General features: G+C 51.2%; 26 protein-coding genes. 16 read left to right on the forward strand and 10 right to left on the reverse strand.

Annotated features, from left to right (window positions below; genetic code table 11):
• Positions 1–44: 44 nt before the first annotated feature.
• The gene (locus tag KF752_09735; protein ID MBX3421820.1) at positions 45–1,994 is read left to right on the forward strand and encodes a sigma-54-dependent Fis family transcriptional regulator; all 1,950 of its coding nucleotides are present in this window, start codon (positions 45–47) and stop codon (positions 1,992–1,994) included.
• Entirely contained in the window at positions 1,987–4,266 is a 2,280-nt protein-coding gene (locus tag KF752_09740) for a response regulator (GenBank protein ID MBX3421821.1), read from the forward strand. The genes KF752_09735 and KF752_09740 overlap by 8 nt, the downstream gene beginning before the upstream one ends.
• A gap of 88 nt (positions 4,267–4,354) precedes the next feature.
• Here KF752_09740 and KF752_09745 read toward each other — a convergent pair whose 3' ends face one another.
• The 6 genes from KF752_09745 to KF752_09770 all read right to left on the reverse strand — a co-directional run bounded on the left by KF752_09745 (position 4,355) and on the right by KF752_09770 (position 8,225).
• Positions 4,355–5,599 carry a response regulator gene (locus KF752_09745; protein MBX3421822.1) on the reverse strand — a complete coding sequence of 415 codons (1,245 nt, stop codon included), beginning with the start codon at positions 5,597–5,599 and terminating at the stop codon, positions 4,355–4,357.
• Between the two features lies 1 nt (position 5,600).
• On the reverse strand, positions 5,601–6,146 hold the full coding sequence (locus tag KF752_09750; protein MBX3421823.1) for a hypothetical protein: 546 nt from the start codon (positions 6,144–6,146) through the stop codon (positions 5,601–5,603).
• A gap of 239 nt (positions 6,147–6,385) precedes the next feature.
• Positions 6,386–6,808 carry a hypothetical protein gene (locus KF752_09755; GenBank protein MBX3421824.1) on the reverse strand — a complete coding sequence of 141 codons (423 nt, stop codon included), beginning with the start codon at positions 6,806–6,808 and terminating at the stop codon, positions 6,386–6,388.
• Between the two features lie 2 nt (positions 6,809–6,810).
• Positions 6,811–7,398 (reverse strand): hypothetical protein, encoded by a 588-nt coding sequence (locus KF752_09760; GenBank protein ID MBX3421825.1) that lies wholly within the window; start codon positions 7,396–7,398, stop codon positions 6,811–6,813.
• Entirely contained in the window at positions 7,395–7,928 is a 534-nt protein-coding gene (locus tag KF752_09765; GenBank protein ID MBX3421826.1) for a hypothetical protein, read from the reverse strand. The genes KF752_09760 and KF752_09765 overlap by 4 nt, the downstream gene beginning before the upstream one ends.
• 69 nt (positions 7,929–7,997) lie before the next feature.
• Positions 7,998–8,225: a hypothetical protein gene (locus tag KF752_09770; GenBank protein MBX3421827.1), complete on the reverse strand. Its 228-nt coding sequence runs from the start codon at positions 8,223–8,225 to the stop codon at positions 7,998–8,000.
• A gap of 548 nt (positions 8,226–8,773) precedes the next feature.
• Here KF752_09770 and KF752_09775 point away from each other — a divergent pair.
• From KF752_09775 to KF752_09820, 10 genes are all read left to right on the forward strand, one after another.
• Positions 8,774–10,204 carry an ATP-binding protein gene (locus tag KF752_09775; GenBank protein MBX3421828.1) on the forward strand — a complete coding sequence of 477 codons (1,431 nt, stop codon included), beginning with the start codon at positions 8,774–8,776 and terminating at the stop codon, positions 10,202–10,204.
• A 17-nt stretch (positions 10,205–10,221) separates the two neighbouring features.
• The gene (locus tag KF752_09780; protein MBX3421829.1) at positions 10,222–11,085 is read left to right on the forward strand and encodes a hypothetical protein; all 864 of its coding nucleotides are present in this window, start codon (positions 10,222–10,224) and stop codon (positions 11,083–11,085) included.
• A 642-nt stretch (positions 11,086–11,727) separates the two neighbouring features.
• Positions 11,728–12,483, forward strand: coding sequence for a ribosomal protein L7/L12 (locus KF752_09785; protein MBX3421830.1), 756 nt, complete (start codon positions 11,728–11,730; stop codon positions 12,481–12,483).
• A 131-nt stretch (positions 12,484–12,614) separates the two neighbouring features.
• Positions 12,615–13,322 carry an NYN domain-containing protein gene (locus tag KF752_09790; GenBank protein ID MBX3421831.1) on the forward strand — a complete coding sequence of 236 codons (708 nt, stop codon included), beginning with the start codon at positions 12,615–12,617 and terminating at the stop codon, positions 13,320–13,322.
• A gap of 172 nt (positions 13,323–13,494) precedes the next feature.
• Entirely contained in the window at positions 13,495–13,722 is a 228-nt protein-coding gene (locus KF752_09795) for a hypothetical protein (protein ID MBX3421832.1), read from the forward strand.
• Positions 13,723–13,875: 153 nt separating this feature from the next.
• Positions 13,876–15,705 carry a right-handed parallel beta-helix repeat-containing protein gene (locus KF752_09800; GenBank protein ID MBX3421833.1) on the forward strand — a complete coding sequence of 610 codons (1,830 nt, stop codon included), beginning with the start codon at positions 13,876–13,878 and terminating at the stop codon, positions 15,703–15,705.
• A gap of 162 nt (positions 15,706–15,867) precedes the next feature.
• Complete coding sequence (locus KF752_09805) at positions 15,868–16,401, forward strand: hypothetical protein (protein ID MBX3421834.1); 534 nt, start codon at positions 15,868–15,870, stop codon at positions 16,399–16,401.
• A gap of 296 nt (positions 16,402–16,697) precedes the next feature.
• Positions 16,698–17,471 carry a ribosomal protein L7/L12 gene (locus KF752_09810; protein MBX3421835.1) on the forward strand — a complete coding sequence of 258 codons (774 nt, stop codon included), beginning with the start codon at positions 16,698–16,700 and terminating at the stop codon, positions 17,469–17,471.
• Positions 17,472–17,950: 479 nt separating this feature from the next.
• Positions 17,951–18,520 (forward strand): hypothetical protein, encoded by a 570-nt coding sequence (locus KF752_09815; GenBank protein MBX3421836.1) that lies wholly within the window; start codon positions 17,951–17,953, stop codon positions 18,518–18,520.
• Positions 18,521–18,618: 98 nt separating this feature from the next.
• On the forward strand, positions 18,619–19,500 hold the full coding sequence (locus KF752_09820) for a hypothetical protein (GenBank protein MBX3421837.1): 882 nt from the start codon (positions 18,619–18,621) through the stop codon (positions 19,498–19,500).
• Positions 19,501–20,091: 591 nt separating this feature from the next.
• Here KF752_09820 and KF752_09825 read toward each other — a convergent pair.
• Genes KF752_09825 through KF752_09840 form a run of 4 tightly spaced genes read right to left on the reverse strand, consistent with a single transcriptional unit; the run spans position 20,092 to position 21,704 of the window.
• Positions 20,092–20,709: an IS630 family transposase gene (locus KF752_09825; protein ID MBX3421838.1), complete on the reverse strand. Its 618-nt coding sequence runs from the start codon at positions 20,707–20,709 to the stop codon at positions 20,092–20,094.
• Complete coding sequence (locus KF752_09830) at positions 20,706–21,044, reverse strand: transposase (GenBank protein MBX3421839.1); 339 nt, start codon at positions 21,042–21,044, stop codon at positions 20,706–20,708. The genes KF752_09825 and KF752_09830 overlap by 4 nt, the downstream gene beginning before the upstream one ends.
• A 52-nt stretch (positions 21,045–21,096) precedes the next feature.
• Positions 21,097–21,306, reverse strand: coding sequence for a hypothetical protein (locus tag KF752_09835; protein MBX3421840.1), 210 nt, complete (start codon positions 21,304–21,306; stop codon positions 21,097–21,099).
• Positions 21,303–21,704 (reverse strand): tryptophan-rich sensory protein, encoded by a 402-nt coding sequence (locus tag KF752_09840; protein ID MBX3421841.1) that lies wholly within the window; start codon positions 21,702–21,704, stop codon positions 21,303–21,305. Before KF752_09840 ends, KF752_09835 begins: the two co-directional genes overlap by 4 nt.
• Before the next feature lie 538 nt (positions 21,705–22,242).
• Between KF752_09840 and KF752_09845 the strand changes: the two genes are divergently transcribed.
• From KF752_09845 to KF752_09860, 4 genes are all read left to right on the forward strand, one after another.
• Positions 22,243–23,193 carry a hypothetical protein gene (locus tag KF752_09845; protein MBX3421842.1) on the forward strand — a complete coding sequence of 317 codons (951 nt, stop codon included), beginning with the start codon at positions 22,243–22,245 and terminating at the stop codon, positions 23,191–23,193.
• A gap of 400 nt (positions 23,194–23,593) precedes the next feature.
• A complete protein-coding gene (locus KF752_09850; protein MBX3421843.1) occupies positions 23,594–23,899 on the forward strand; it encodes a DUF1580 domain-containing protein in 306 nt (101 codons plus the stop codon).
• 87 nt (positions 23,900–23,986) lie between these two features.
• Positions 23,987–24,592, forward strand: coding sequence for a hypothetical protein (locus KF752_09855; protein MBX3421844.1), 606 nt, complete (start codon positions 23,987–23,989; stop codon positions 24,590–24,592).
• The gene (locus KF752_09860; GenBank protein ID MBX3421845.1) at positions 24,592–26,406 is read left to right on the forward strand and encodes a DNA polymerase I; all 1,815 of its coding nucleotides are present in this window, start codon (positions 24,592–24,594) and stop codon (positions 26,404–26,406) included. Before KF752_09855 ends, KF752_09860 begins: the two co-directional genes overlap by 1 nt.
• Positions 26,407–26,940 lie beyond the last annotated feature (534 nt).

The following is a 26,940-nucleotide window of genomic DNA, read 5'->3' on the forward strand; positions in this document are numbered from 1 at the left end:
TCTCGAATTGGAGAGTAGAGCAATTAGGTGGATTTGAGTTTTGTATGAGTGTGGAGCTACCTAGAGTACTGATCATCGACGACCTGTTTGGTCGCCACCTTCCCAACGGAACGAACGAAGATCGAGACAATCTATGTGCGTCGTTCATGTTGCGCGACGTTACCGGTGAGATCCTTCCCGGCAGGAAAACCGTCTCTCGCCAAAAGATAAAGTCCCCCATCGCCGAGGCAGTGTTCATTCGTGGGCAAACTCCTGTTTGCCCAAGCGACGGCGACGAGGTTGAAAATGACCTTGAAGGTACGCTGCAAATTGTCAACCAACTATGGGCCGGTACCCAACGAGGCTCTAAGCGGTTGTCCCTGTTGCTGCTGGATCTATGCTTCTACACGGGCGTCGTGACCGGCAAGATCAGTTCAGCGGTCGGAGGAAGCGGGAGCAATAAGGCCGAGCCTGGTATGCCAGAAGGGCGAGCGGACGATATCACCCCCAAGGACTTCTTCGGGCTTAAGTTGCTTAAAGCCATCCATGCACGTTACCCAGATCTGCCGATCGTTATCTTGTCCAGCCAAGATCGCGACAAGGTAAGCCAAGAGTATTCCGCTCATGGTGCACTCGGGTTTCTCCCAAGAACGGCTCCTGATGGCGATGAGCAACTGCGGACCTTTCTCGATCGACATGGATTGCTTCCGGAGCCTCACGGTTTGATTGTCGGGCGGAGCTTGCCGCTGTTAAAGGCTCTCCGAGGCGTTCGCCGGACGGCTTACAACGATTCGCGTGACAACATTCTAATCCGTGGCGAACGGGGTGTGGGTAAGGAAGAGTTCTCGCGATACATCCACCGCGTTCATCCAACTCGCGCTCGCAAAGATATCATCTCGGTAAACTCGGCAGTGCTCACCACGGGCCTATATGCCAGCGAATTATTTGGTATTGAGAAACGCAAGGCGACCGGCGTTGACAAGCACGAAGGTGCGGCTGTGAGAGCGCATCAAGGCGACCTGTTCTTTGACGAAGTTAAGGACATGATCCCTGAGGCGCAAGCGGCCTTACTTCGGTTCTTGGAGGAAGGTACCTTCACACCAACCGGTGCCAAGGAAGAGCGTGAAGTCGATGTTCGGGTGATTTCAGCGACAAATGCCGACTTGGAACTGTACGCGGCAACCAGTCGTTTTCGTGAAGACTTGCTGGATCGGCTCCGTCGTGGCGGTACGATCTTCTTGCCGCCGCTTCGCGATCGAAAGGAAGACATCCCGCTGTTGGCCTTTTCATTTTTGCGAAAGGCAGAAGAGAGCCTGAGTTCTTCATCCGTCGTCGGCAAACTGAAGCCGCTGACCCGGCATTTTTCGGACGAGGCTTTATCGCTGCTGATGGCAGACGATTGGCCTGGCAATATTCGCGTTCTACGCGATGTGATCACCAAGGTCGTTAAGGACAACGACGTCGAATTCGTTTTCCCTGCGCAGATCGAAAAGGCCAGGCAGGACTTGGGTCTGGAGCGTTCGGTTGTGACAGTGCCTGCGACCACCGAACGGGCTGCACCGGAACATGCCAAGACCCCAGATGTTACCATTGAAGAACCGATAGGCTCGACGACCGCAATATCGCTGAAGCAGCCCAAGAACCTGGCCGAATTGATCGCCACGATGCGAGATTTTGAGTTCGATTTATCCGACCCCGACTTGCTCTACAACCAGCTCGACAAGCTTGACGAAGCGGCTGCGAAATTGGTTGTTGGCTACCTGCTGGCGAGTCTACGGATGCATAAAGACCATGCCACTGGGGAGCCTGAAATCACGAAAGCGATGCAGTTCCTAACTGGTAACAGAAAACTTAGTACTTCGGCCGCCTACGATGCCATCAAGCGGCTGATGAAACGCAATTCGAATGTCCTGGAAGCAGCGATGCATGAACCGCTCTTGAAAAAAGCCTACGATCAAGCCGAAGCGAATCGTCCGACAAATCGCAAGAAAATGAGTAACAGCACGGATGAGTAAGTCTATTGTCGCCATCCACAACACGAACGCTTGTGGGACTGCCCTGAAGCAAGTCCTGCAATTGTTGCTTCGTGTCGAGGTAAAGCCGTTTCAAGTCGGCCCGGAAGAATCGATTGCCGAAGTGTTGCCAAGATTGAACCAGATTTGCTCGGACACGGATACCATCTATATCAACGGCGGATTGGTATTCAAACAATCGCGGCAGACGAGGTCACACTTGGGTGGGCTAGAGTTTCTATTGCACCTCCGTTTGACTGCCGATCTCCTTCCGCTCTCGCGGCTCTCGGCCGTGATCGGTGCGTTTGAAGATCCGGTAGATCTGATTCGCCGAACGCCTGACAATTGCCTGATTTGTTCGCCGGGGACGGGGTATCTGAACCCGTTGCGTTTGTTTGCTGGGATTCATGCATTGCTGAACAACAGTGGTTATGACGACAATTTGCCTCGGAAGATCATCCCGTATATTTCCCTAACAGAATTCGATGAGCAGCGGGGGTCGCACGGGCTACTGAATCGGCTGGGAATCGGAAAACTTCTTTCGGAATGCGCGGCAGATGTCGTCGGCATGGAGCATCCTCTTGTAGCTCAATATCAAGAGTTGCTCGCGACTGATCTTTGGGCTAAGAAAGCAAAGGCTCTTAAGCCTCATTGGATAGCTTCGAAGGCAGCCAAGCCGGATGAGTTGCTCGAGCTGCGTCAACGGTTTCTCGCGTTCAAGGGACGTCCGACGGCCGTCTACATTGATGATGAACACGTTCACGGGTGGTCGCTGGGGCTTTATATGACGCTCACAGGGCAAACGTGTAGCCACGAACCATTTCAGGGAACAGGGACGAGTTACTCGCCTTGCGGGCGAATGACTTGCATTGACAACCGTGACGATGCTGTCACGTTTTTCGAACAACAACTTGCTGACTTTGAAGCCAAACTGGAGCAGTGGTCGGAAGCGGATCATAAGTCAATGTTGACCGTGGTTGCAGCCAAGAAGGCGAAGGCTAATGCTACGCGCTTGAAGCAGGAGCTTCAGCAAGCGGCCAACGAACGACAAGCGACCGAGAAGACGCTGAATGCTGCCAAGTCCAGAGCAGTCGCTCAGCAGCTTACCTGTGCTGAGCAGATCGCCGCATTCAAAGACTTAGCCTGGCAAGTCGCTGACGTTGAGGACGCGCCTGGGCTTGGACTGCTTGAAAGCGTACCTGAATTGCGCAAGATCCTGCCAACGTTCCAAGAGTCCATTGCCGCTTACGAAAAGGCCGCTCGTGCAGCCCAGCAAGCTGAGGAAGCGTTTACTAAAGCATCCACTCGACATGCGCGACTCACGGCCGAAAGCCGAGAGGCTGATGTCGCTTCAACCGCGCTCGAGAAGGAGAGCATCGAAGCAGGCGCCTTGAAAGCGAAATTGGAGAAGGAGATCTCCACAACTTATCCATGTAGTGTGACCTTTCTCGATCTTCGACTAAATCCTCGGGCCGATGAAACCTGTCCTATCGAGGAAACGACAGGAATGTCCGTACTTCACCACATCAAAAATACGTTTCCGTTCATGCCTATTGTGATGATGACGGCATCGCAACAAGCATCTTCATCGGAAACAGTTAGGTTAGTTGGCGCAACTGGTTACTGGATCAAAGGAGTCCATGACGGCGAGCAGTTCACACGAGTACTGGACTTGGCATTGGATCAAGCTGAGCTTCGTGAGCATTGGGTCAAGTTGCGGATGCTCCAGGAGAAACAAGTGTGGTGGTGCGCGGAACTCAGCGGCAACATCAAGACTCGAAATCTGTTCCATCCTGAAGAAGAGATTTGTGCTGAAGAGCGGTTGAATGGCTTACGATACGGAAATCGGCTAAACGGATCATTTGAACACAGGCTAACGATTCTCGAGAAACTTGAGGAGGCGCTATTGCTGCTTTGGCAATTTGGGAAAGTCCAACAGTCGGAATCTATGGATCGTCGAGATCACCCCTTCGACCAAGTTGTGCTAATGATGGGGCAGATTCAAGAGTTGCGTTTCAGAAACGTCAAAGACAAAGACTGGGAAAAGGTTTACTCGTACATCGGCACCCTGGCCGGGAATATCGAACGCGAATTGCGTCGATTTCGTAATGATCTCGCCCACTCGAAAGATCCATTCAAAAGTCGACAGGATGCAAAGGAGTTCGCGATAAAATTTCTCCAATACACGCTCGATGCTCTGCTAATGAACCGACCGCCGAAAGTCGAAGAGATTGACGAATTGTTTGAAGCGGAAATGGGCTTGGAATCGCTTTAGCAGGAATGGTGTTCAGGAGCAGTGTTTTGGTTATCGAATCCAATTTCCGGCATTGACGGCTATCTATTTTGGGAGGGATTGTAGACTTCTACTCAAGAGATTGCTTTCTCCGTCTGCCCTGTTTTGGTTTAGGGGGATTGATGTACTGCGTGCTGCAGAGGAATACTTGCATTTTCACATCGTAATGAGATAATTTCTTGCCGTTCTTTGGGTGCTTGGAAAGGACTGGATCTAGTTCATCAGTTCGTAACTGAAAAGTTTCGCGCAGCCGCTTTCTCAATTCGCTCGCCGTTTTCTTCTCATTATTGTCACCGACGGCGGGACCACCTTGTGCGTTAATAATTTTGCTCCTAGCTATACTAAGCAAGAAATCTTGATGCACGTCCGTTAAATTTGGCGATCCCACTTTATTAATGGTTGTTGTACTTTTAGGTGCCGCACATTCCTGGGCGGTATCCGGCTTCGACCGAAGCACGACGAAACCTTTGGAAATCTCAAGGGCCGTGTCAAAAGCCTCCTGCGCTTCGCGACAGTAAAATTGGTATGCCGCGTTCTTAAATGAATCTACGTCGCCAAATTCATCTGGATCTGGCCATGGCTTCCAAATTTTTACTTTCGCCAAGTACTTCAGGCACTCCTCAAAAAAGTCAAACCGCACAACGCGTTGCCTAGGGTCTGCAAATAAAGTCCCCTTTTCGTCATGCCCTTCGAAATACGCGTCGTCCAGCACAATCATCACACACAGACTTGGGAGCTCCGGGGCTACTAGCTGAGATTTGCGCAGCTCTGTAAGTTTGAAGAGACTTGCACGCGATAATTGCCGTTCAATGTACGCGATCTGCTCTACGACGGTGGTCTCCTCCAAGGGGGCTTTGGGGAAATACCGAAACGCGGTTTCGAACTGCGACTGAAGTTCTGAGCCCAGAGTTATTCTCGCGCGTGCAATTCCCTCTTTGTCGCCCGCCGAAAAAGCTGCAGGCAATTCGCTATCGCTGCTAGCTCCGCTTACCACGATCAAAGCCGCACCTCGCTGAAGCGACTTCACCTTGTCAAGCACATCAAGACCAGTAACGGCTATGCTGGTATCCATTCCGTGGATACCTAGGCTTTCTCTCGATCCTAGGTTGATGTCCAACGATACAAGATTAAAGAACTGTGGACGTGACGTCATCAGATCGACGGCTTCCGCAGCAGTCGCTGCAGTGTAAATGTTTTGACAGTCTTGTTCTGTGCCAAAGAGCAACCTGGTGTACATAGCCTTCAGTGCACGCCGCCAGTCAGCGCGATCTTCGACAATCAGTATGTTGTACGTATGCGGTGTGAATTCGGCCATGTCAGTCTCCCATTTTGTAGTCAGCCATCAACTCGCCTAGACGAACCAGTTTCATCGAGATGCTTGTCACCGAGGGGCAATCCAGTTCGTCGATCTCTCGACCGAGCGATTCGATTTGGCGAATCACTTCCGTATGAGGAAGTAGTCGCTTCAAAATCTCGTTATCCGTGACCTTAAAAATCGCTTCCTTCAACTTGTTCAACGCAGCAGCGACATCTCCATTCTCCAGATTCCGTGAGGCCATATCGACTGATTGCCAGAAGGTACCAAGCCCAGCTCTTTCCGCCGTTAGCGCCCATGCTCCAGGATACAATTCACCTACTCGATCAATCGCGGTCAATAGTTCCAAGAGAAGCGTTGGAAAAGACACCACGGCATGCCCAGACAGATTCTTGTAGATCGGATTACCCAAAAGCACCTCGGCTGCATCCTTGCTTGACGGCACTACTACTAAGCCACCGATCCACGACGCCTCATTGCCCAAATTTCGCCGCCTCAATGTGCAGTGGAGGTTGAAAACTTGTTGATCTAAACTGTCACTTCTCATTGGCGTCAGCAATATTACAGGGCATGAACGGAACTCTTCGTCCATTCGCAACAGATAGTTGACGTCTGTAGGGGAACGTAAGATGGTCGTGGAATAACCTAGCCAGCCTTCAATTTGTTGCCTCACGGCAGAAGCAAAACAGCCTATACTGTCAAGACAATCCAGTATGACCGCGTGTTCAAAACTCATACGCATGCCGGCTCTTGATCGCGAGTCCGCGTTACTTGTGTTGCTCCCAGCTACTGCAATCGCTCCGGGAAATTTTTAAATATCTTTTCAGCGTCTTCGTGCAGAAGTGCCGTCTTCTGAACGATCGGAGTATAGGGGTTATACTCTTTGATAGCCTTAATTGCTGGGTGGGAAGTGTCGCTAATGCCTGTATAATAGATAATGCACGGTGCTTGTGGACCGGCAGCGAACTTCTTCTCCATTTTTTCTGTGAGTGAAGGACCAGGAGAAGTTGTGATGCCGCTGGGGCTTTTGTCCAGGATGTCCATGATCACAACATCCGGGTACCCGTGTAACTGATATTGATGTTCGGCCTCATTAAAATTCGCGACACTAATCAACACGAAGCCCCTCTTCTCCAGAAAGCTCTTGAGAACCGGGAAACGCTCTGGGTCGCCTCGGTACTCATCATCCACATGGATAACAATCGTCATAGTCATTCTCCTAAGTTCATTTCTTGACAAAACCATTTTCGAAGACGCTCAGCAATTTTACTGTCGTTTGGATTAATCAACTCCCCGTTTTGGTAGAACGACCGACTAATCCTACTGAAGAAATTGTTGATTTCATGGTGCAAACTTATCGCTTCGCCAAGCATTGCCCAAGAAGGCCGGCATTTCAAATCTGGCAGTACAGGCCAGCGATCTTCGCTATGAGTCATTTGCAGAAATACAGAAACAATTTCAGAGAACTCAACGGTTTGTTCCCCTAAGAGCTCCAGCCATTTTGCCGGGGTAGTTTCCAGTTCGTTCGGGGTAGGAACAATGGCGATCGGCCCGGTGTAATTGAAAGGTGCGCATCTGAGTCTAGTCAACCACGCACTTGCTATTACAGCGTTGAAGTCCCTGCTGTTGGAAATCCCAATGACCGCGTTTGTCTGGAGCATGTCCCAGGCTCTCTTGTCATTGGAACCACTCAAGCTTGCGAAATTGCGATGATGAACCGTGATCCCAAATCGGGCCGCGACAACTCTGATGGCTTCATTAACGGTGTTAAGGTCGGAGAACAGATCGATTCTTTTCATTTGTTCCATGCCACATTGGTAATCCTAGCCTTGTTGCCGCTACGCGGCGTGAACTCAACGACATCACCCGTTTTCAGCGAGCCTTTGCAATTACGTTTCCGAGCCGTGAATGATTTCTCCAAACTATAAATCGTCCCAGAGCCACCTGCAATCGATATGTTTGATACTACTCCCGTCAGTCGTTCTTCAACTTGATTTAGCTTCGCTTGTTGCAGCACCGAAGCCAGGACCAAGATCTCGGGACCCGACATCGACTCTGCTGCCGCCTGCAGTGCCACAGCAATCGAGTTGCCCGCAGTTGTCATTTGATTCCTATCCAATGACATGGCAACCGACGTGCCAGTGGCTATCACTTGTGAAATATTGCCACGAACTAAACAACGGTGATCTACCAATAACCGATTGGCTGACGAAAACAGAATGATTGAAAGTGAATGTTCGACGCAAGCAATTGATAGAGAAAGTACCGTTACGGCTTCAATGTACTGTGCATCTTCGCGCGTGACGGTTTCGCTACCTTGGGTAGCCATTTCGCACCAAGTTTCGATCTTATCTCGTTCGCTTTGATTTATTGACCAAGTGATCAAAGTCGACTTGCCCTACAGGAAAACTACCGAAGATAGGGCAACCCAATCGAATGCCGTAAGGTGCTTGTCGGCTTCGGGAAGGTCGCTCCTCCGGTCCGGCCCATCGGCCACCACGATTAGAAAATCACCGCTGGAGAACGCTCGGGACTTGAGGCTGGCATCCAATTCCCATAAGCCGGTGAAATCGTCGCGGTAGAATACGCCAATCCTGCTGTTGAGTGCCCGACTGGTACCTTTCATGCACACCGCGAGCGCCTTCTGGAACGCAGTCATTACAGGGTTAGATGGATTTGCTCGAGGTGGCATTGCAATCAAGGGCGTAAGACTCTTCGGATTTGGATGGGTGGCATTTTAACCCATTTTAAGGGGGAGTGTACGTCGGCAGCGTGTCAGTCACCGACGACAGCCAGCGCCGCCAACTTTCGCGGCTTCCCAATCGGTAATGCTGGGCGAAGTTGGTCGCGTTTCAGGCGGAATCCGCCCTGATCGATTCCGAGCGTGGCGCAGGCAGGAGGCTCGGTGAGTGACGGTCGCCTGCACTGGAGACTGTGCGATTCCAGCTTCCCGGTTACGGATTGTCGCTAGTTAATGAGTGACAGAGACCGGAGTTTCCCCACTTTTGCTGCGGTTTCCCCCGCGATCCGGCCCTCATTGTCGTAACCACCGTTCCCATAACCAGCGAATAAGTGTCGGGCAACATGCTCGATCTTCCCGCCCTCTGAGTCCCGTACCTCGCACGGGCTTTGGGACCCGGAAGAAACCAAGATATCTACCCAGTGAGAAGAACAATGACTTGGTTTGCAGTGGATAAAAATGGATTGGGGAAGCTGGTTGAGAGGAAGGGCAAATCGTTTGTCCTTTTCGAGCTCATTCAAAACGCTTGGGATGAGAGCACTACCGTTGTTACAGCATCGCTTGAAACCATCCCCGGAAGGCCTCGCGCAAGGTTGACGATTGAGGATGACTCACCCGACGGTTTTGCCGATTTGCGGCATGCTTACACGCTGTTCGCCGAAAGCAAGAAGAAATCGGATGCTACCAAGCGCGGTCGATTCAATCTCGGCGAGAAGCTGGTGCTTTCCCTTTGCGATGAGGCAACAATCGTTTCGACCAGCGGAGGCGTCCGCTTCGACCCCAGCGGTCGCCACATCGTACGGCAACGTCGCGATACTGGCTCTCGATTCGAAGCGATTATTCGCCTGACACGCGATGAGGTCAACGAGATCCTGGAATCGGTTCAGCAATTACGGCCGCCCGCGCATGTGGTTACCTCAATCAACGGACAAGTTCTGAAGAACGAGCCTCCAATCAAGGAAGTACAGGCATCGTTACCAACTGAAATCGCAGATGCTGAAGGGGTCGTACGAAGGAGCAATCGCAAGACAACTATTCGTATCTATGAGCCTAAACTCGCTGTTGGCTGGATCTACGAAATGGGAATTCCGATCGTCGAAACAGGCGATCGATTCGACGTCGACATCGCCCAGAAGGTCCCTATGTCCCTAGATCGTGACAATGTCACTCCCAAGTTCTTGCAGCAAGTGCGTACGATAGTTCGAAACGCTACCGCGAGCTTACTCACGAAGGAAGAGTCGGCGGCAGAATGGGTGACTTCGGCAGCTGGAAGTGGCGACATCACCCGGGATGCAATCAAGAAGGTCCTGGAGGATCGATTTGATCCGGAGCCGCTGTCGTTTGACCCCAGCGACATGGAAGCCAACGATGTTGCAGCGAGCATGGGGCGAAGACCAGTTTCTGGTGGTGCCATGCCCAAGGGAATGTGGGCTCAAGCACGTAGGCATGGAGTGATCAAGCCTGCTGGCCAGGTGTTTCCGACACGTAAACCGTACAGCGATGATGGACGGCCTGAGAATGTAATCGCAGAAACCGACTGGTCAGCAGGGATGCACCGAATTGCTGAGTTCTCGCAATGGGCCGCTCACACGGCGTTAGGAATTGAGATCGACGTAAAGATGACTAGGGCGGGTAAGTACTTTGCTGCCTGCTACGGCCAGAGGGAGCTGACTTTCAATCTTGACAGCCTTGGCGGCGAGAAGTGGTTTGACGGCAATCCCGCCGTGATCGTCGATCTCGTTATTCATGAGTTGGGGCATGAAATCGAAAGCAATCACTTGAGTGACCGCTACTACAAGGCCCTGACGATGATCGCTGGAAAGCTGTTCATCAACAGTGACGGTGCCCCCACATTGAAAGGGTAAGTCAAATGAGCGACTTGATGCCAAGAACATCGATACCGGTCGAGAGATTTCGAACAACTGGTTCGCGAATGGCCATGGCAAGAACCGTGATAATACTCTTCGTGTGTCTGGTGCTGTTTGTGCATCGTACTGCGGAGGCCCAGTCGCTTGAAAGCTCGAGCTACGGAAGTGCATCTGAATTGAAAGGAAATGTCTACACCTTGAGCATATTTATCTCCAAAGATGGTCGGGAAAGTTGGGGCTATCGAGAAAAGCTCGAAGTACTGAGAAAGCAGGAAGAGGCCATGACTTGGATCAGGAATCAAGCTTTGAATTACGGAGTGAAGGTGAACTTTGATGCCATGGGTAGTTATGGACTGGAAGACGACATCAAAGTGTCCACTATCGACCGAGGGACCGCGTCGGGCAACGAGCCATCACAGTGGGTGTCTCGGATGTTGTATCGTTTGGGATATAAAAGTACTCACGATCTAGTTGAATGGGTGCACTCGAACATCAATGCCATGCAAATTCAAGTTCTGATTTATGCGAAAGGAAGAGGTCGCAGCTATGCCATGTCGTCGAGCAACGGAGTGAATGAAGAGCTCTACTTTGTCGAGGGAGCGATCGTGTACGAACAAGACAACAGTGGGAACGGCGTTGTTTCGTCTGTGATTGCCCATGAGATTCTCCATTTGTATGGTGCCTGGGACTTGTACGAAACGCTTAGCCAGTCAGCAGAAAATGAAGAGCGAGCGCGGAGGCTATTCCCAAGTTCCATTATGCGTCGAATTGCTGACGACATCAATGAATTGGAAGTAGATGAAGTAAGTGCTTGGCTTGTAGGGTGGAAGCCGAATCGCTTGGCCTGGTATGAAGCGCTACGCCCAAAACGGCGGTAACAAATTTATTAGGGTCTAACGATGACGGGGCGATGTTTGACTTCAATCAAATCAGTCTGTAGAGAGAAGCGGCAATCGCTCATTACTCAAACCGATTGCAGCGGGAGAACGCCGCTACTGTGGTGATAAGCAGCACGAAATACGTGATCAAATCACCGAGGCGAAGTTGCTATCTTCTCTCTGCCAACAAATACGAAATCGATTTACAACTGGGCGGCTCCAATCAGCTCAGCTCTCGCCATGCCGTGGTAGCAAGACTCTGACCTGTGTATCGGATCGCTCGGCCAACGGCATCTTACGCAAGACACCAACAGGCTGGTTGCCGCTACCCAAGACTACGGTAATCGAAAGACAGCATATGTGCATATGTTGAAAGTTGGAGGAAAACTCGCTTCGCTGACGTCGAATATTCCGTCGAACTGAGATGAGTTTGGCTTCATTGCACTGGCAAGGAAAAATGAGCGGTTACGGGGTGACGTTGAATTTTGATATTCCTGACCGCCAGTCTACTGCGTTTATTGCATGCAGAATGTCTTACGGAGATCACAGCCGCGTAACCAGGAGTTTCGTAACCCATGAGTTGATAGGGCGATGGCTAGTCTTAGTCAACGCTGTATACCACTAATACCTACGAGGTTGCAAATGCGTTCAGTTAGCGATGAGGATCCTGGCGTTCCTGGTGACGGCGAGCATGATAGTCAAATTGCTAGGCTTTTCTGGGAGCCGTTATCAGAGGGCGATGCGGCTGTATGCGAAGACTGCCATCAGGACTACATCGTGTCCCGAAAATCTGGTCGTGGTCGCACCAGAGTTCCGCAATTCCCGCATTGCTCGGATACGGTGGAAGAGCATTTGGAGAGCCAAGCTAAGTTGGCTAGAGCGAAATCCAACATCGGCTGGGATAGTGTCTCACCCGAGGCTAAGAGGTGGTGGGAAGCGTTTGAATTCAACTACAAGCATGACATCGAAGTTGTGCTGGAGGTCGCAATTGAACTTGAGGGGCTGAATAGTACGGTTGACAATCTCTACGATGCCTACGTTAAGTCGGGTACTAGCAATGTCGCGGCGAACTTGCACTTTATGGAATACCTTCGGATGAAGCAATGCGGAAATGGTCCATTGCCTCCGGTACGCAAGGCAAAGGCTGCGGCATCATCAGTCAAGCCGATGATTTCCACGACAGCCCAAAATGGCGTAGCTGTCATCTTGGTATCGTTTGGTATCAAAAAGATTGACGTGGCGAAGAAGATTAAAGAAATGACTCACCTGCCGCTTGTGACATGTAAGCAGTTGGTTGAGCGTGCTCCAACGATTATTGGCCGGTGTGAGAGCAATGCTGACGCTAATGCTGCCGCTGACGCCATCATCGCCTTGGGAGGACTTGCTCGAGTTGAATAAACAAGTCTAGGTCCGGAGTCCACAAGATCACTTAATGAATGATTAGTCCCAGGCTGACACTGAAAATATTGACTAAAACCGATGATCTCACGACGAAATGTTTTGATTCCGACTACCTGAGGAAGGTGTTTATGTTCTCTCAACCAAAAAATATGACTTCGTTCGACAGTGTTCTTTTCGCAGACGTTGAGAACATGAGTCAGTCAGGGTTGGCGAAGGCGATCTGCTTAAAGTCGGAAGATTACAGCAAGTGCGTTAAGCTGAAGGCATATGCGAACTGGAACCAATATAAAGCACAACGAATTGAATTCATCGAGGCGGGTTTTGAGACGGTGGATACGATTCGCTACCGCGGTAAACGCAAGAACCTTGTGGATTTGCAGATCGCTACCGATGCTGTTGAGTTTGCCCTACTGAACCCTGGCATTGAGAACTTTATCGTTGCGAGTGGCGACGCGGATTTTGTCCCGTTGATTCGCAAGCTGAAACAGCTACAGCGACGCGTTGTTTGCATTACGCTCTCACACGGAGCGAATCAGTTGCGGGTCGAAGCGGATGCGTACTACGTGGTCGGGCCTGCAAATGAGAGTGATGTACTCACGCATGCTTGCATTGGTGACATCGTGCGCGTCGCGGCCGAGGTGTCAGCAGGCAAGCCGATGTATTTGGCTGTCCTTGGCGCGGCAATGAAGGATCGAATGCCTCAGTTTTCGCCCCGTAAAGAGTTCGGCTTAAACTGGAAATCGTTGTTGATGCTCTTGGAGAAGCATAGGCTCTGCAAACTTCAGGTCGTTGCTACCGGAGGCCTAGTTGTGAGCTTTACGGTGTCGTCTTATTGAGTGTGGCTTCTGAAATGAGAAGCATTGGTCCTGCAAACAGCCTTAGTTTCTACGTGCACTTTCGAACGCTTTGTGATGAGGTTGTTCCTGGTTCCGATTTATTGTTTTGCCTTCCAACCATCAACTGCGTAAGAATAATGTCACGCAGGGGGAAGCTTTGAGAGTTGAAACCATGAATGCAAGCAAAAGTTTCTGTCGAACCCTACGTTTTGAGTCGCTATCGCCACGACTGGTGATGGCCGTAGACGTGTTCTACCTAGACCCTGTCCACGGCGATGACTCGGCGTCGGGTCGTAGTGTCGAGTTAGCGTGGAAGTCACCTGCGAACTTTTTCTCGTACTACTCCGAGGCAGATCGTCCGGTCGGACACCAGCAACTAGGCCCCGGCGATACCATTTAGGTTCTACCGGGCGAGGTTGATTTTTCTTATTTATATGATGGGCGCTATGAGTCCTTGTTTCTACGTGGCGTTCACGGAGAACCTGATGCTCCTATCAGGCTGTTGGCTATGCCAGGAGCCAAATTGCGGTCGCAGGCGCCTGACGGTAGCGAGATGAACGCCATCCATCTACTTGCATCAAGCCATATCGAAATTACTGGGTTTGACGTCACGTCGAAAGGATCGGCGATTCGACTTGCCGATACGAGATTTATTGGGGTACACGATAACTTCATCCATGACGTTGATGGTTGGGCTAACGACAATCTATCGGGGATCTATCTGACGGATGCTCACTCAAGTACTCTCGAAGGGAATCTGCTCCGCGATATTTTCGACCGCAATCAACCGGAAAGCCAAAACAGCCGTCCAATAGTCATTTTTGGCTCGGTGGACGTTCGGGTTTTGGATAATGTCGTTTGGAACAGCCAGCCTGAAACCGGCTTTGGCATTGAGTACAAGCATCTTGGGAGTCTTACACCTGCGCAGGCCGCCGCGATGACGTTTGAAGTGACCGGTAACACCATCATCAACGTCGGTGGAAACGGTGTTGGGACATCAGCACCGAATTCCTGGATACACCATAACCTACTGGTGGATCCGGGTGGATTCAGAGTGGACGACATCGGCGGTACGCACCAATTAGCTGGCGAGCTCATTGAGTATAACACGATTATTAACACGCTCTCAGATCGGTTGGGGAGCGGGTCGTTGGCATACGATCCTACCGAAACCGTAGACAGCCCTCGCGGTGCATTTCCGCTCGGGACGGTCGAGTTCGTTCACAACTTGGTTGTCGATCGTCGTGCGTACGATCACTCTGAGCGACGAACACTGAGTGTCTATCGCTACGGTTCAGACAATGAATATCGAGCCTCGATCGGAATGGGCAAGTTCCGCTCGGACCGGAATTTCTTTGACACTCAGAGCTCTGCTCTTTTTGATTTGTTTGGGTCCGATTACGAATCACTGGGAGGCGATTTTGACTTCAGCCAGTGGCAGGCAATGGGTATTGATCGTAGCGGATCGACGGGAAGTGCCAGTCTCGACAATTTCTTCCGTCCCAATCACAGCGACGCTCGTCAAACGGGCTGGTACGCCGGGAGCGATCCTCGTTTGACCTTACTGCCCCTCGATCGCAATCTAACAGAGGCAGGCATCGTTTCGGAGCAACGAATTCGTTTGACTCGAAACGGTGGCTCCCTTAGTTTGCCGGTAGTCGTAACACTTAGTACACCCACTGTTAACCAACTCAATCTACCTTCTCAGGTCACCATACCGGCTGGAGCAGCAAGCGTTGAATTCGTCGTACAAGGTGTCGCAGATTTGATCGAAGAGGGCCCGCAAGCTATTTCGATCCATGCGGCTACACCCGAGTTGGCAACTTCAACTTGGTTGATGATGGCAGATTCAGACGCAGATGCAAATACTTCGGCTGTTGGCGTATTTCAAGTCCCCAGTTCCGGCGGAGGTCGAGCTAGTATGGACTCCGTTGTGACCGAGCGGTTGGCTGAGTACGACAACGAGTTGGGGTGGGCCTACGTAGATGATGCTCAAGGGCGAGTAAATGGATTACTTCCGGCGGACGTTGGTTGGTTGTCGGAGTTGCTGAGTCGAAGTGCGCCACAAACCATATTTAGCTCTGGCGCGACTGAGGGTAATCGATCCAGCGTGGAACTCGAGGCGGGACGATTTGGCGTCTGGTACTTGGTACAAGACGCAGGGCTAGAGGAATGGCTATCTTTAAACCCGGAAAATTCACTTTCGGTTCGTCCGTTGGTCTTTACGTCCATCGCGAATGCCAACCCAGATCGCTACCAACATTTGCGCTCGACGACTACCGAGAGCCAGTGGCAACTGGCCTGGGAGGATCAAGAGTTTGGCGGTGATGAAAGCTTTCGCGACTTCAGCATCTCGGTGGCTTTTTCCGTGATCGAACCGTAGGCAATGGTCGAGTTCTCTCTCCTTCCTGTCGACAGCCAAGGCACTCCATTGACATCGGTGTGCGTGGGAGACGAGTGCTTCATCGAAATCAATGCGAAAGACCTGCGTAACGCGCCGAATGGACTATTCTCCGCAGGTCTTGACGTCGAGTTCTCGGCTGCGATGGCGGAAGTCAATGGACCGCTACTGTTCGGCCAAAGATTCATCAACCGGCAAACCGGCAATGCAAGTGCTTTGGGGCTAATCGATGAAGTCAGTGCCGTTACTGACGGCTCACTTGGTAACGCTGACGATGAGTTGTTTGTCCGAATCCCATTGCGCGCAACCGCCGTTGGAACACTCAACGTCAGCACAAACCCAGCAGACATCCTTCCCGCCCACGAGGTGTCGCTGAACGGTCTCGACTCACCAATATCCCAGCAGCAGATTACCTATGGTTCAACGCAACTGGAGATCCAACCTTCCAATAAGTGGCACAATAAGCGTTTACAGGAAGACGTCAACGGAGACGGCCAAGTTTCTCCGATCGACGCTTTGCGAATCATCAATTTCATCAATCGCCATGGATCGCGTTCTGTTCTTTCTGCTCCCGACGTTGACGCCTTTTTCGACGGCGGTCTGCTGGACGTCAACAACGACGACAGCATCACTGCGCTCGATGTTCTATTGGTTATCAATCGGCTGAACGCTGGGTAGTGATACCCTCGGCTGCTCGAATACGAGTGCGCCCAATGCCTAATGCAGCGAATTCGCTACTAGCGAGATCCGAAGTCTTCCTGTGCGCCTGCCCGTGGGATTCTGTCGTGCGGTTACGAGAGAAGTGAATCTCCGCTCAGATCACAGGGATTGAATGCAGTGAATTCCTGCAATTCTCCCTTGTTTACCCGTAACCCAACGCAGGGTAACCAATGAATGGATAGACGGCTTGCGAACTGCGCTCTGTTCGTGAGTCCTTTTTTCTCTGGCCCATTCAAAAACTAGGAGACTTAACGATGAATGATTTTGAGGAGAATTCATCAGGTAATGATGGTAGCGGGAGCATCGACGACGCGATTTCGAAGCTTTTCGACAGCTGCCCAGCAGTTGGCGATATGGTCGTTTGCGATGAATGTCACGCCGAGTATATCATTCAGCCTTCTGTAGAAGACACGCAGGACTGTTATCCGAGCTGCCCGCACTGTTCAAGGCTGGCTGAGCGGACAAAATTGTCCCGCGGGCAACTTGAAGAAGTCAAGCTCCAAATTGGATGGAAGACGGCTTGCAGGACTGCTCGTGAGTGGTGGACCGCTCTTGAGTTTAAGTACTCGACTAAGCTTGAATGCGTGCTTAAATTCGCAAACTTGCTAGCCTCCAAAAAGGCGACCATTGATGAGTTTTACAAAGCGTACCTGCGCTCAGGAGCTATTAATATTCCGGCCAACTTGCTGTTCTTGGAATTCTTGCGGGAACGGGCACTGGAGGTCAGCGCAACTGCAGAGAAAAAGGACTCTCAGTCATACCCTCAGCTCCCCAAGGTCATATTGATCGGGATGCCAGCAAACGCTGAACACGGCACCCCAATCACACTTATGAGCTACGGAAGCAGCAAGATCGGCGTCATTAAGGTTGTAAAGCGATTCTCGCAACTGACTCTACAAGAGATTAAGGATTTGGTTGAGAGTGCGCCCACGATTATTGGCTGCTGTGCATCCATAGCGGACGCACAAATTGTCGTTGACCAAATCAACGCTACGGGTGGGCACGCCTACGTTTGTGAAGGTGACTAGCGTGTCGTTTGCGCTGATTTAGCTGTTCACTAGGCATTAACAAGTGTTGCACTTTGCGACTGCCCAGGAATGACGGACACCGGCGGTTACGAAAAACGAAATACTGGGTGAGTTTCCATGCTTCAATTTTCTGGGGGAAGTGATGCTGGCCAACGTCAATTCCGTAACCGCCGCTCACGTAACCAACTTCCTATTGAGTGACACGGTTTTAGCAGTATTCACGTTGTTTACTCAAACCGAGTCTCCGGTTGCCTGACCTAAGGATTACGAAAATGACAAAGCGATTTTTCAGTGGTGTTATCTTGGCCTGCACTTTGACCCTGGCATACTTCTGGACCGCAGACCTGAGAAAGGACGCGTTCAACCCAAACAGTGTGGCCAGCACGATCTATGATTCGGCATATGCTACGAAGAAGAAGATCCTGGATATGGCGACTGAAGCGAATCGTCAGGCCATCGATTCTGAGTACGAGCAAATCGTGGCTGACATCGAAGAGATCGAGGTGTCGCTCAACGGACCGAAGGCGGATGGGCAATTGCTCAATTCAGAACAGACTGCGTCTCTCCGCCTCGAGTTGGCCGAACTTATCAAGCGGCGAGAAGCAGTTCTCGCAAGTAACACTGATCAGCTCCTCGCGATGGACAAAGAACGTCTGGAAGCAGAAAGATACTTCCTCGTGAAACTCCGCAGCAAAGCAGTCAAGGAGGAATGGAAATCGCTCACTCGAATTGCCAGGATCGAGTCGACTATCGCCAATCACTCAAGCCGAACTCAACAAGAACGGGCAGCAGAGGTTGTCAACCAATTCATCGACGCAGTGGTGGATATGGACATCAATGCGGCCAAAGGTCTTTCGACCAGCAGCTTGAGGAGCCAACTAGGGCTCGCAAGAGTACGCAATATGCGTCGCAGTACGCCCGCTGAACTTGAAAGCGGGTTCGAGCTTCGACAAGCTGGAAAAAACCGACTTGAAGTATGGGCTGGGGGAAAGATCGCCTCGCTTCTCGCGGACGGCGAAACCTGGCTGATTGAAGACGCCTGGAATTGAACCGTCGGCAGAGATTGACAGGCACCGCTGCCTTCGAAGGGAAGCAAGCCAGCAGCCCTTGTCCATCTACTTGTCTGACTTCTTGAGGAGACGAAGCGATGACTGCTGTTAATCGAATCCGGTGCTACTTGGCCGATAGTCTGGACAGGGTTGTTAACGCGCTGAAATGGCCGTTCGCACTCACGTGCTTTTTCTTCTTGCCAAGCTGTTTCTTGGTCTGTTGGCCAAGCTCGATGTCATTGCTTCGATCGCCCTCGTTACCGCCTTTCATGCTTGGGATACTAGCTTTTGGATTGGTCAGCAGGCTGATAAAGAGGACTGTTGCATGGAACTGGCTATGGGTTCTGGAGCATGAAACGGTACATCTATTGGCAGGCTTGCTGTGCCTCAAAGTTCCTAAACGTTGGAAGGTCTCTAGCAAAGGAGGTTATGTTGGTTTCGACCGCGGAGGAAACTGGTTGATCATCATTGCACCGTACGTGATCCCTCTGATTCCGCTTCTTGCATTCGGCGTTTTGCAAGTTGTTTCGACGCTTATGCCGCTGAAGCCTTGGATGCTACCAGCATGCATGGGTTTTTCCATGGCTGCACATGTTGCTTTTACCTGGATGGAAAGCGATTTTCGCCAACCCGACATCCAGCGATTAGGCGGACTCTTCTCCTTGCTGGTTGCACCGACGCTTCATCTCATTTTTCTGGCCGTAGTACTGATCGTGAGCGGGGCCTCTAAGGATTCAACCACACGCCAGCTTTCGAATCTGTTCCAAGAAGTTGGACAAAATGGTGTCGTCGCCTGGAGAGCAGTCGCCGACCGTGGCAGTAGTTTTATCTTTGCGAAAACACCCACGGAGGTCCCAGATACGAGAACTTCAACAGAAACGTATGCTGATCCGCAACCAGCCAAAACGGCGACTTCAGCCTCAACCGGAGTCCGTTTCGAACGCAAAAGTGCCAGCAAGCAGAAAGCCGAGTCCCACTAATGCAGCCAGTAACACCACTTTAGGTCCGTTTCTCACATGCAAAGCAGGATACTGGCATTGTCCGGTTCAGCTAATGACGCTACAATCTTGCGGTGTCCACTCACGGTTCGTACCTCTTCGTGAAGAAACAGACCAAGCGGGTCTCGAACTTCGTAAGCCCTTTCAGCCAAAGGCTTTACGAATTTTGAGCGCGGAGAGTATTGTTACGAAGAGGGTTGCGCTCGGGGAGCCTTTCAAATCCTCGGAATTTCCGAGGGTATGATTTAACAGAGAAGCCGAGGATTAACCCCCTCGGCTTTTTTCGTTGTTTCCCAAGGGTTCGTTGTTTCCCAAGGGTTTTGGCACTTCTTGCCCTGCCGGCCGCCAAACAGAGAGCGCTCGCGCTTCGCCCAAAAATCGCAGTTCAGCGACCACACCGCGCAATTTTGTCTGCAACTCTCAGATTCTCTGTCTGACAGAGAAGTGCTGTTTAACAGCAGGTTGCCACTTACTTTCGACAATCAATAAACGATCGATAACAAACCCCTCGTTTGCTGCAGCAATATCAAAATGTCTGTAGAATTAGGGTCTATGTCCGTTCTAGAGCAGACCTCAAGTAGTTGTAGCGGCTGTGTTCTTCAGGCGATATCCGGCATGGATAATGTAGTTGAGGCATTCCTTCGGATGGAATCGGTCGACCAGTTTGCCAACTGCGTTCCAGAGGGCTTGGACGGTCCGGGTCGCCTCGCTTCGAATCAGCCACTTTAGTTTACTGTAGAGATTTTCGATCGGGTTCAGGTCGGGCGAGTATGGGGGAAGGTAGCGAACCTCGGCGCCAACCGACTCGATGGCTTCGACGACTCCGGCGACTTTGTGCGCCGAGAGATTGTCCATGACGACAATGTCTTTATAGCGAAGCTCTTTGCAGAACTGCTGTTTTATCCAAGCTAGAAAGACCGAACCGTTCACCGGCCCATCAATGACCAATGGAGATACGATTCCTTCGGATCGTAGTCCCATCAATACAGTCGTGGTTTTCCAATGGCCGTGGGGGATCATTTCGATGATTCGCTTGCCCGGGAGGGCTCTACCTCGCAAGCGTGACATATTTGTTTTTGCCCAAGTCTCATCCAGAAAGACAAATCGCCTTGCGTCCAGGTGTGGCACCGAACGACGCCATCGCAGCCGCTTCTCTGCTACATCAGGCCGCTGCTGCTCGGCCGCCGTCAATGTCTTTTTTTAAATCGATAGTTCAAACGACGAACAAAGCGGTCGACGGTTTGATGCGAGATGCAAAGCGGAAGTAATGCCGCGATTTCCTTGGCCGTTCGATCCGGCTGTTCCTCGACAATTCTCACGAGCTCCTCTTCGTGTCCGTGTAGTTTGGGAAGCGGGCCGTGTCTTTGCTCACGAGCACCGATTTGACCTGTTTCACGACGGCGTTGCTTGAGCCTTCGAATCCAAGCGGTCGACACGTCAAACAATTCGGCAACTTCCGTCGTTCCCAACCCTGAATCACAGGCCTTGAGTACACGAATTCTCAAATCCATCGAATAAGCACGCATTTGGCCACCTCCTTGGGCAAAATGTATTAAAGCAAATCCGCTACATCCGACGCTACATCAATTCGAGGTCTGCTCTAATGCCTCGACCGTACATCGCGCACGAATATAGCGAAGCTGTGTTTGTCAAAAGAATGTACTGAGTTCGATTGGTGATGAAGAGATTGCAGGACCAGTCCGCATACGGATTCTCGTCCAGTGATGTTTCGGCCAATTTGCCGGCCTTGATCTTGGTGCTGAGCTTGTCGGAAAGTCGCAGTATCATTTACCCATATTCCGAAACGTAATCGACAATTGCAGGACGCTGGCAAGTGAAACCCAGACAAAATAGGGCACCTGCGCCACGGCTACCCAGCGGTAGTGCTGCCAGATAGCTACCATCATCCAGAGGATGGTAGCCCACACAATCACGATGTCGATCGCCGCCAACGGCAAATTTCGCAGCCCAAACTGAATCGGGGTGAAGATCAGGTTTGCGATCAAGTTAATACCGAACGGCACAGCGACAAACCACGGCAGTTTTTGCCTGATGGACTGCACAAACACAAAGCCGAACGTCACCAGAATGATGGGGTAGAGAATTTGCCAAATTGTGCCAATTGTTGATGGCTCTGGCGTCCATGACGGCTTCTGAAGGCTGTTGTACCACTGGCTCCAAGTCATTCGCTTACTTTCTGTCAATCAAAGTTCTGGTATGCCCGGTTAAGGAACACCGGTGCCTTGAGGTTCAATTCCATCAGCGGCAAGATCCTGCAGAACGCTGTTCGCTTGCGAGAAAAGTAGCATCTCGCACTTTGTTCAAGATAATTCATGAACGTCCGGCAACGTCTGAATGAATTGTACCCTGATCTCTCTACGGCGTTAGTGATGGATGTGTCCAGGTCCAACCAGCGACTCGTTCTGGCAATAGACGGCAGAATTCGATCGGTTTTGGCTAACTTGAGCAGATTGGCATGTGCAGCGTGAGGCAATTGGATCAATTATGGAAAACTAAAATTTTGGTCAGCATCTTGGCTTCGCTATATTGCAAGTATCTCAGGCAGCTTGAAGGCTGCCCGCCTGGTTCAATTCTGGGCTGCGATTTTCAAACGCTGCCCCGCGAAGAATTGGCGCTTGTGGGTGGCACTGGCTTGTAGCTCGATGAGACATGACGTTTTTGAACATCGATCGCTTTGAACGTGATTTGCAGGGTACCCAGACGATGAAACACACGGACCAACAATTCGACCCCCAAAGCTTTTTCCGGCATCCCGAGTGGCGACGGGCAAGAGCGGAGGATTTGGTCAGATCCAAAACGTCCAGAGGACTGACCAAAGAAGATCCGCTTGTGGTGCGTTATGTCCGATTTTTGAAATTCGAGAATCGACTGATTGCAGCCAACTACCCAGATTACGAGCTTCAGCGAAAACTGATGAAGCGTGATCCGATACTTCATTTCGCCGATGAATTCTACCGACATCGAAACACATTATCTGCCATTTCTCTCCAGGGTCATTTGTTGACCGAATTGACAATCGAGGAAATTGCCGAAAGGTTTGGTCGAACCCCAGAGATAATCGAAACCTATAGCAAACTGTTCTGGGACGTCAGGGATCACCTGGACAACATCGAATACATTGCCGGCTATGTCATTGGCCCAGTGTTCCAATTCGGCATCGAGTCCATTAACGCTCCGCTGATGGCTCGATACTTCGGATACTTCGGCGGTCCATTGATGCTTCGGCACGTGCTCTACGGTCTTACTAGGACTGCTGACGTTAATTCGGACGACGAGGTGCTTGGGTATCTTGAGAGCGCCGTGGACAAGAATCTTAGGCTTCAAGCGGCTATTGTCAGCACACTTTTCCAGCCCAGCAAATACGACTTGCGGTCAATTGTTGAAGGCTTTGTGTCGCTGAGAAAGCTGGACCGAGAACGCGACAATGGCACCCTGGAGCAAAACTGGGTTGCAGCGTTGGTCGACACTCTGCGGTCAATGAGGCCAATTCCGCGAGGTAGCGACGAGCGCAATGCCTACATGAAAGCGACTGGCATTGATCTAGATGGTGTGACCCTAGAGCCTAGGTCATCGACCAAGCAGCAAATGTTGGAAAATCCCGAACAGGCAGCGAGCATCCTCCAAGAGCATCGGGATTTCAAAATTGATCATTAGCCCTAACCGCTTGGATATTCGACGATGCCAATCTGTCAGTTGGCGGAATCTAGTTCTTTTGCTGTCCGACTGCCTGTAGTTGTAGCCCACTTGGCAAGCTAGGCATTGAATTGCGAATCAGCCGGAGGTGTGATTACTGATTTCCGCAAGCTCTTATGGTCGTTCACTGTATACGCTTTTTCAAACGCCGGCCTGTCGCAGAAATCCCAGTGCTGGGTTTTCAGTCTTATCCAAGAGTGTACTGCATACACCAAACTCTCCCATTCCGAGAGAGCCTGCAGAGGACACAGCCGTATTCCATGTTTATTCCATTATATTCCAACGGCCGGGTTCGGCGGCTATCCAATGTTGTTCCGGCTATGTTTGATATGTGTGTATCACTTCTTTCAGTGGAGGGCACATGTCGCGAAGCCTATTGGGAAAAAAAGCTGCCGAAAAGGTGGTGTCTGCAATATTGACAGAGAGCGTAATCAGTCTGTCTGAAGCCGAAAGGCTGATTGAAAAGTCAATCGGTCATCGACCGGCTAGAGCAACAGTATGTCGCTGGATAAACGCCGGCCGTTTGGAAGCAATCAAACTCGGACGTCAGCTCTTTACTTCGGAGCAGGCAGTTCATCGATTTGTTGTAGCCAGGACCGCAACTATTGTTGTCAATAGCTCCACGCAGCGGGCGAGAGGAGGTGGACTGTCCCGATCATCTGTTTGATACGTTTACAGAAGAAGAAGGAGGCTCGAGCGCCCCGACAGGCGCTCGGCCGCACAAACAACCTGCCCTTACATGAAAGGCACTGCGATGAGCGATTATAACAAAAATGTTGACGCAAGTCAAAATCCAGACCCATTCGCTACCGAGAATCTAGACAAGTTGCGATTGTCGCAAGACTTTGCGGGAGTCGCCAAAGTGAAACCGGCATTGACCAACATTCGTTGCCGCAAACCTCACAGGCAAGAGTTTGTCCGCGTTCGCTCGGGAGTTGAAAACCAATTCCATACGGGGTGCTTCGTAGATAAGGAAACTCGGGAAGTCTATTTGGTCTCGCCCAATCTTTGGCATTTATTAGCAGGCGATGTAACCCCGACGATGTTGGTAGTATGCAAAGCGCGGAATTGTGACATTCCGTTTCTTTGGCCGTTGACGGTGCCCGATTCCGAAGGGCGGTCAAATCGTTGGCATGATTCGGCAATCGAGGCCGCACACTTAGCCGAGTCGCAATGGCTGAAAGTTGTTGCCGATATGTCTGCGGGGCTGTATGTCCCAATGGTTGCACTTGGCAATTTGGCCGAGCCAGATTGGTCCGACGTCCCAATGATGCACGAGCTGTTGCGGCTGGCGTTCAAAGGGCGTTTTATTGACTCTGAAGATCATCCCGTATTACGTCGTCTGCGGGGTGAAAACTAATGCACTCCAAACTGTCTGAATTTCGGTCGGCTTGGTTTGTCGATTTTGAGTTCCGAGTACAACCAGGTGAACGGCCCGAGCCCGTTTGCTTGGTTGCTCGGGAACTAAGCTCGAGGCAACTGATTCGACAATGGTTGGCCGACGGATCGACTAAGCAACTGCCCTACGATGTGGGTGACAATTCGTTGTTCGTGGCCTTCTATGCACCCGCCGAGTTGAGTTGTCACCTTGCCTTGGGTTGGCCTATGCCGACTCGTGTGCTTGATTTGTATGCCGAGTTTCGATGCTTAACCAATGGTCTAACGGATCCCCGCGGGAACGGATTGCTGGGTGCGTTGGCACGCTGCGGGCTCAATTGCTTGGCCGCAACTGAGAAACAAGAGATGCGGGAACTAGCGTCGCGTGGTGGGCCGTACAACGAAGTCGAACGCGCTGCGTTATTGGACTACTGCCAAACCGACGTTGATGCGTTACCCGAGTTGTTGGAGAAAACAATCGAACGTATTGATTTGCCATACGCGCTACTTCGTGGTCGTTATATGCGGGCCGTTGCTTCGATGGAACATCGGGGTGTTCCAGTTGATGCCGAGCTGCTTAGTAAGTTGCGTGAACATTGGCCGACCATCCAAGAACAATTGATTGTTCGGGTCGACCCAAATGCGGAAGTATACGACGGTCGAACATTCAAAGCCGACCGTTGGGCTGCATACTTGAATCGCAACGGAGTTGCTTGGACTAGACTACCGAGTGGTTCGTTGGCGTTGGATGATGAAACATTCCGGCAAATGACCAAACGTTATCCCAAGCCAGTCGGCAAGTTTCGAGAGCTGCGGCATATTCTTGGACAAATGCGTCTGGAATCGTTGGCGGTTGGAGCTGACGGTCGCAATCGTTGCATGTTAAGCCCGCTATCATCTCGAACGGGCCGCAATCAACCGGGCAACTCGCGTTACATTTTTGGTCCAAGTAATTGGTTGCGTTCGTTGATCAAGCCGACCGAGGGCAATTCGGTAGCATATCTTGACTGGTCTCAACAAGAGTTTGGCATTGCTGCGGCTCTCTCTAACGATGCCAATATGCTGGTGGCATATCGTTCCGGGGACCCCTACTTGGCATTTGCAAAGCAAGCTGGGGCCGTTCCTGAAAATGCCACGAAGCAATCACACAGACGTGAACGCGGATTGTTCAAGGCATGCACACTTGGCGTTCAATATGGAATGGGCGCTGAGTCGCTTTCCCAGTCGATTGGTGAATGCGTTGACGTTGGCCGGGAATTGTTGCGACTGCACAAACAAACCTACCCAAGCTTTTGGAGTTGGTCTGCGGCTGCGGTCGATTATGCAACATTGTTCGGTTATTTGCAAACCGTGTTTGGTTGGCGGTTGCATGTTGGGGCCGACTATAACCCGCGTTCGTTGGCTAACTTCCCATGCCAAGCTAATGGGGCTGAGATGTTACGGCTGGCATGTTCGATGATGGATGAACAAGGCGTCGGTTTGTGTTGCCCGATCCACGATGCGGTATTGATTGAAGGGCCGACGGACTCAATTGGCGATGTTGTTCGAACTGCCCAAGCATGCATGCGGGAAGCGTCGGCAATTGTGCTCGGGGGATTTGAGCTACAAACCGATGCCGAAGTCATCAACTTTCCCAATCGATTTGAAGATGAACGCGGGGCCGAGATGTGGGCGTTGGTAACGGGGATTCTTGCCGAGCTAACCCCATCCGTTACAGTGCCGACGTGGAACCAAACGGGACAGGGTTTGGCACCAAACGGGACCAGCCGTCTATCTAATACTATTTCTCGTACTTAATAGATTCTGACTAGTGAGGGAGTAAGCCTTGACTATCGAATTTGACCCGGAGCAGTTCCGTATCAAAAAGACGCACGAGTTCAAGAGAACCAGCCTCAAGGGAACACAGCGTTGCAAACCGTTTGTCCGTGGCCCGATTCCTTTGGATTGGATTTTGCAAGCGTGCAGCATACCACGAAGAAATGCAATGGTTGTCAGCCAAGTGCTATGGTGGCTATCCGGTTTGACATCCAAGCACTCAGGGCTAAAGTTAACAGCGAAGCGTTGTGTAAGGTTTGGATTGGGGCGAAAGGCTGTTGCTCGAGGACTCTCAGACCTCGAGCAGGCTAATCTCATTCGAGTAACGAGAAAAAAGGGGTGCGCCCCCATAGTAGACTTGATTATCGATTCGCCTTAAGCCCTCTGATCCCGATGTTTTCGAGCTGGCTAAGCGATAATTCTGTAGCTGTCCATGTGGTATGCGGTTGTTGAGCTATCTAGTATGGTGAGACTAATACTGCAAGGCCGAGAAGGTTATCGAGCCTGAGAGCTGTT

This window comes from Pirellulaceae bacterium, from assembly GCA_019636385.1.
Taxonomy (GTDB): domain Bacteria; phylum Planctomycetota; class Planctomycetia; order Pirellulales; family Pirellulaceae; genus Aureliella.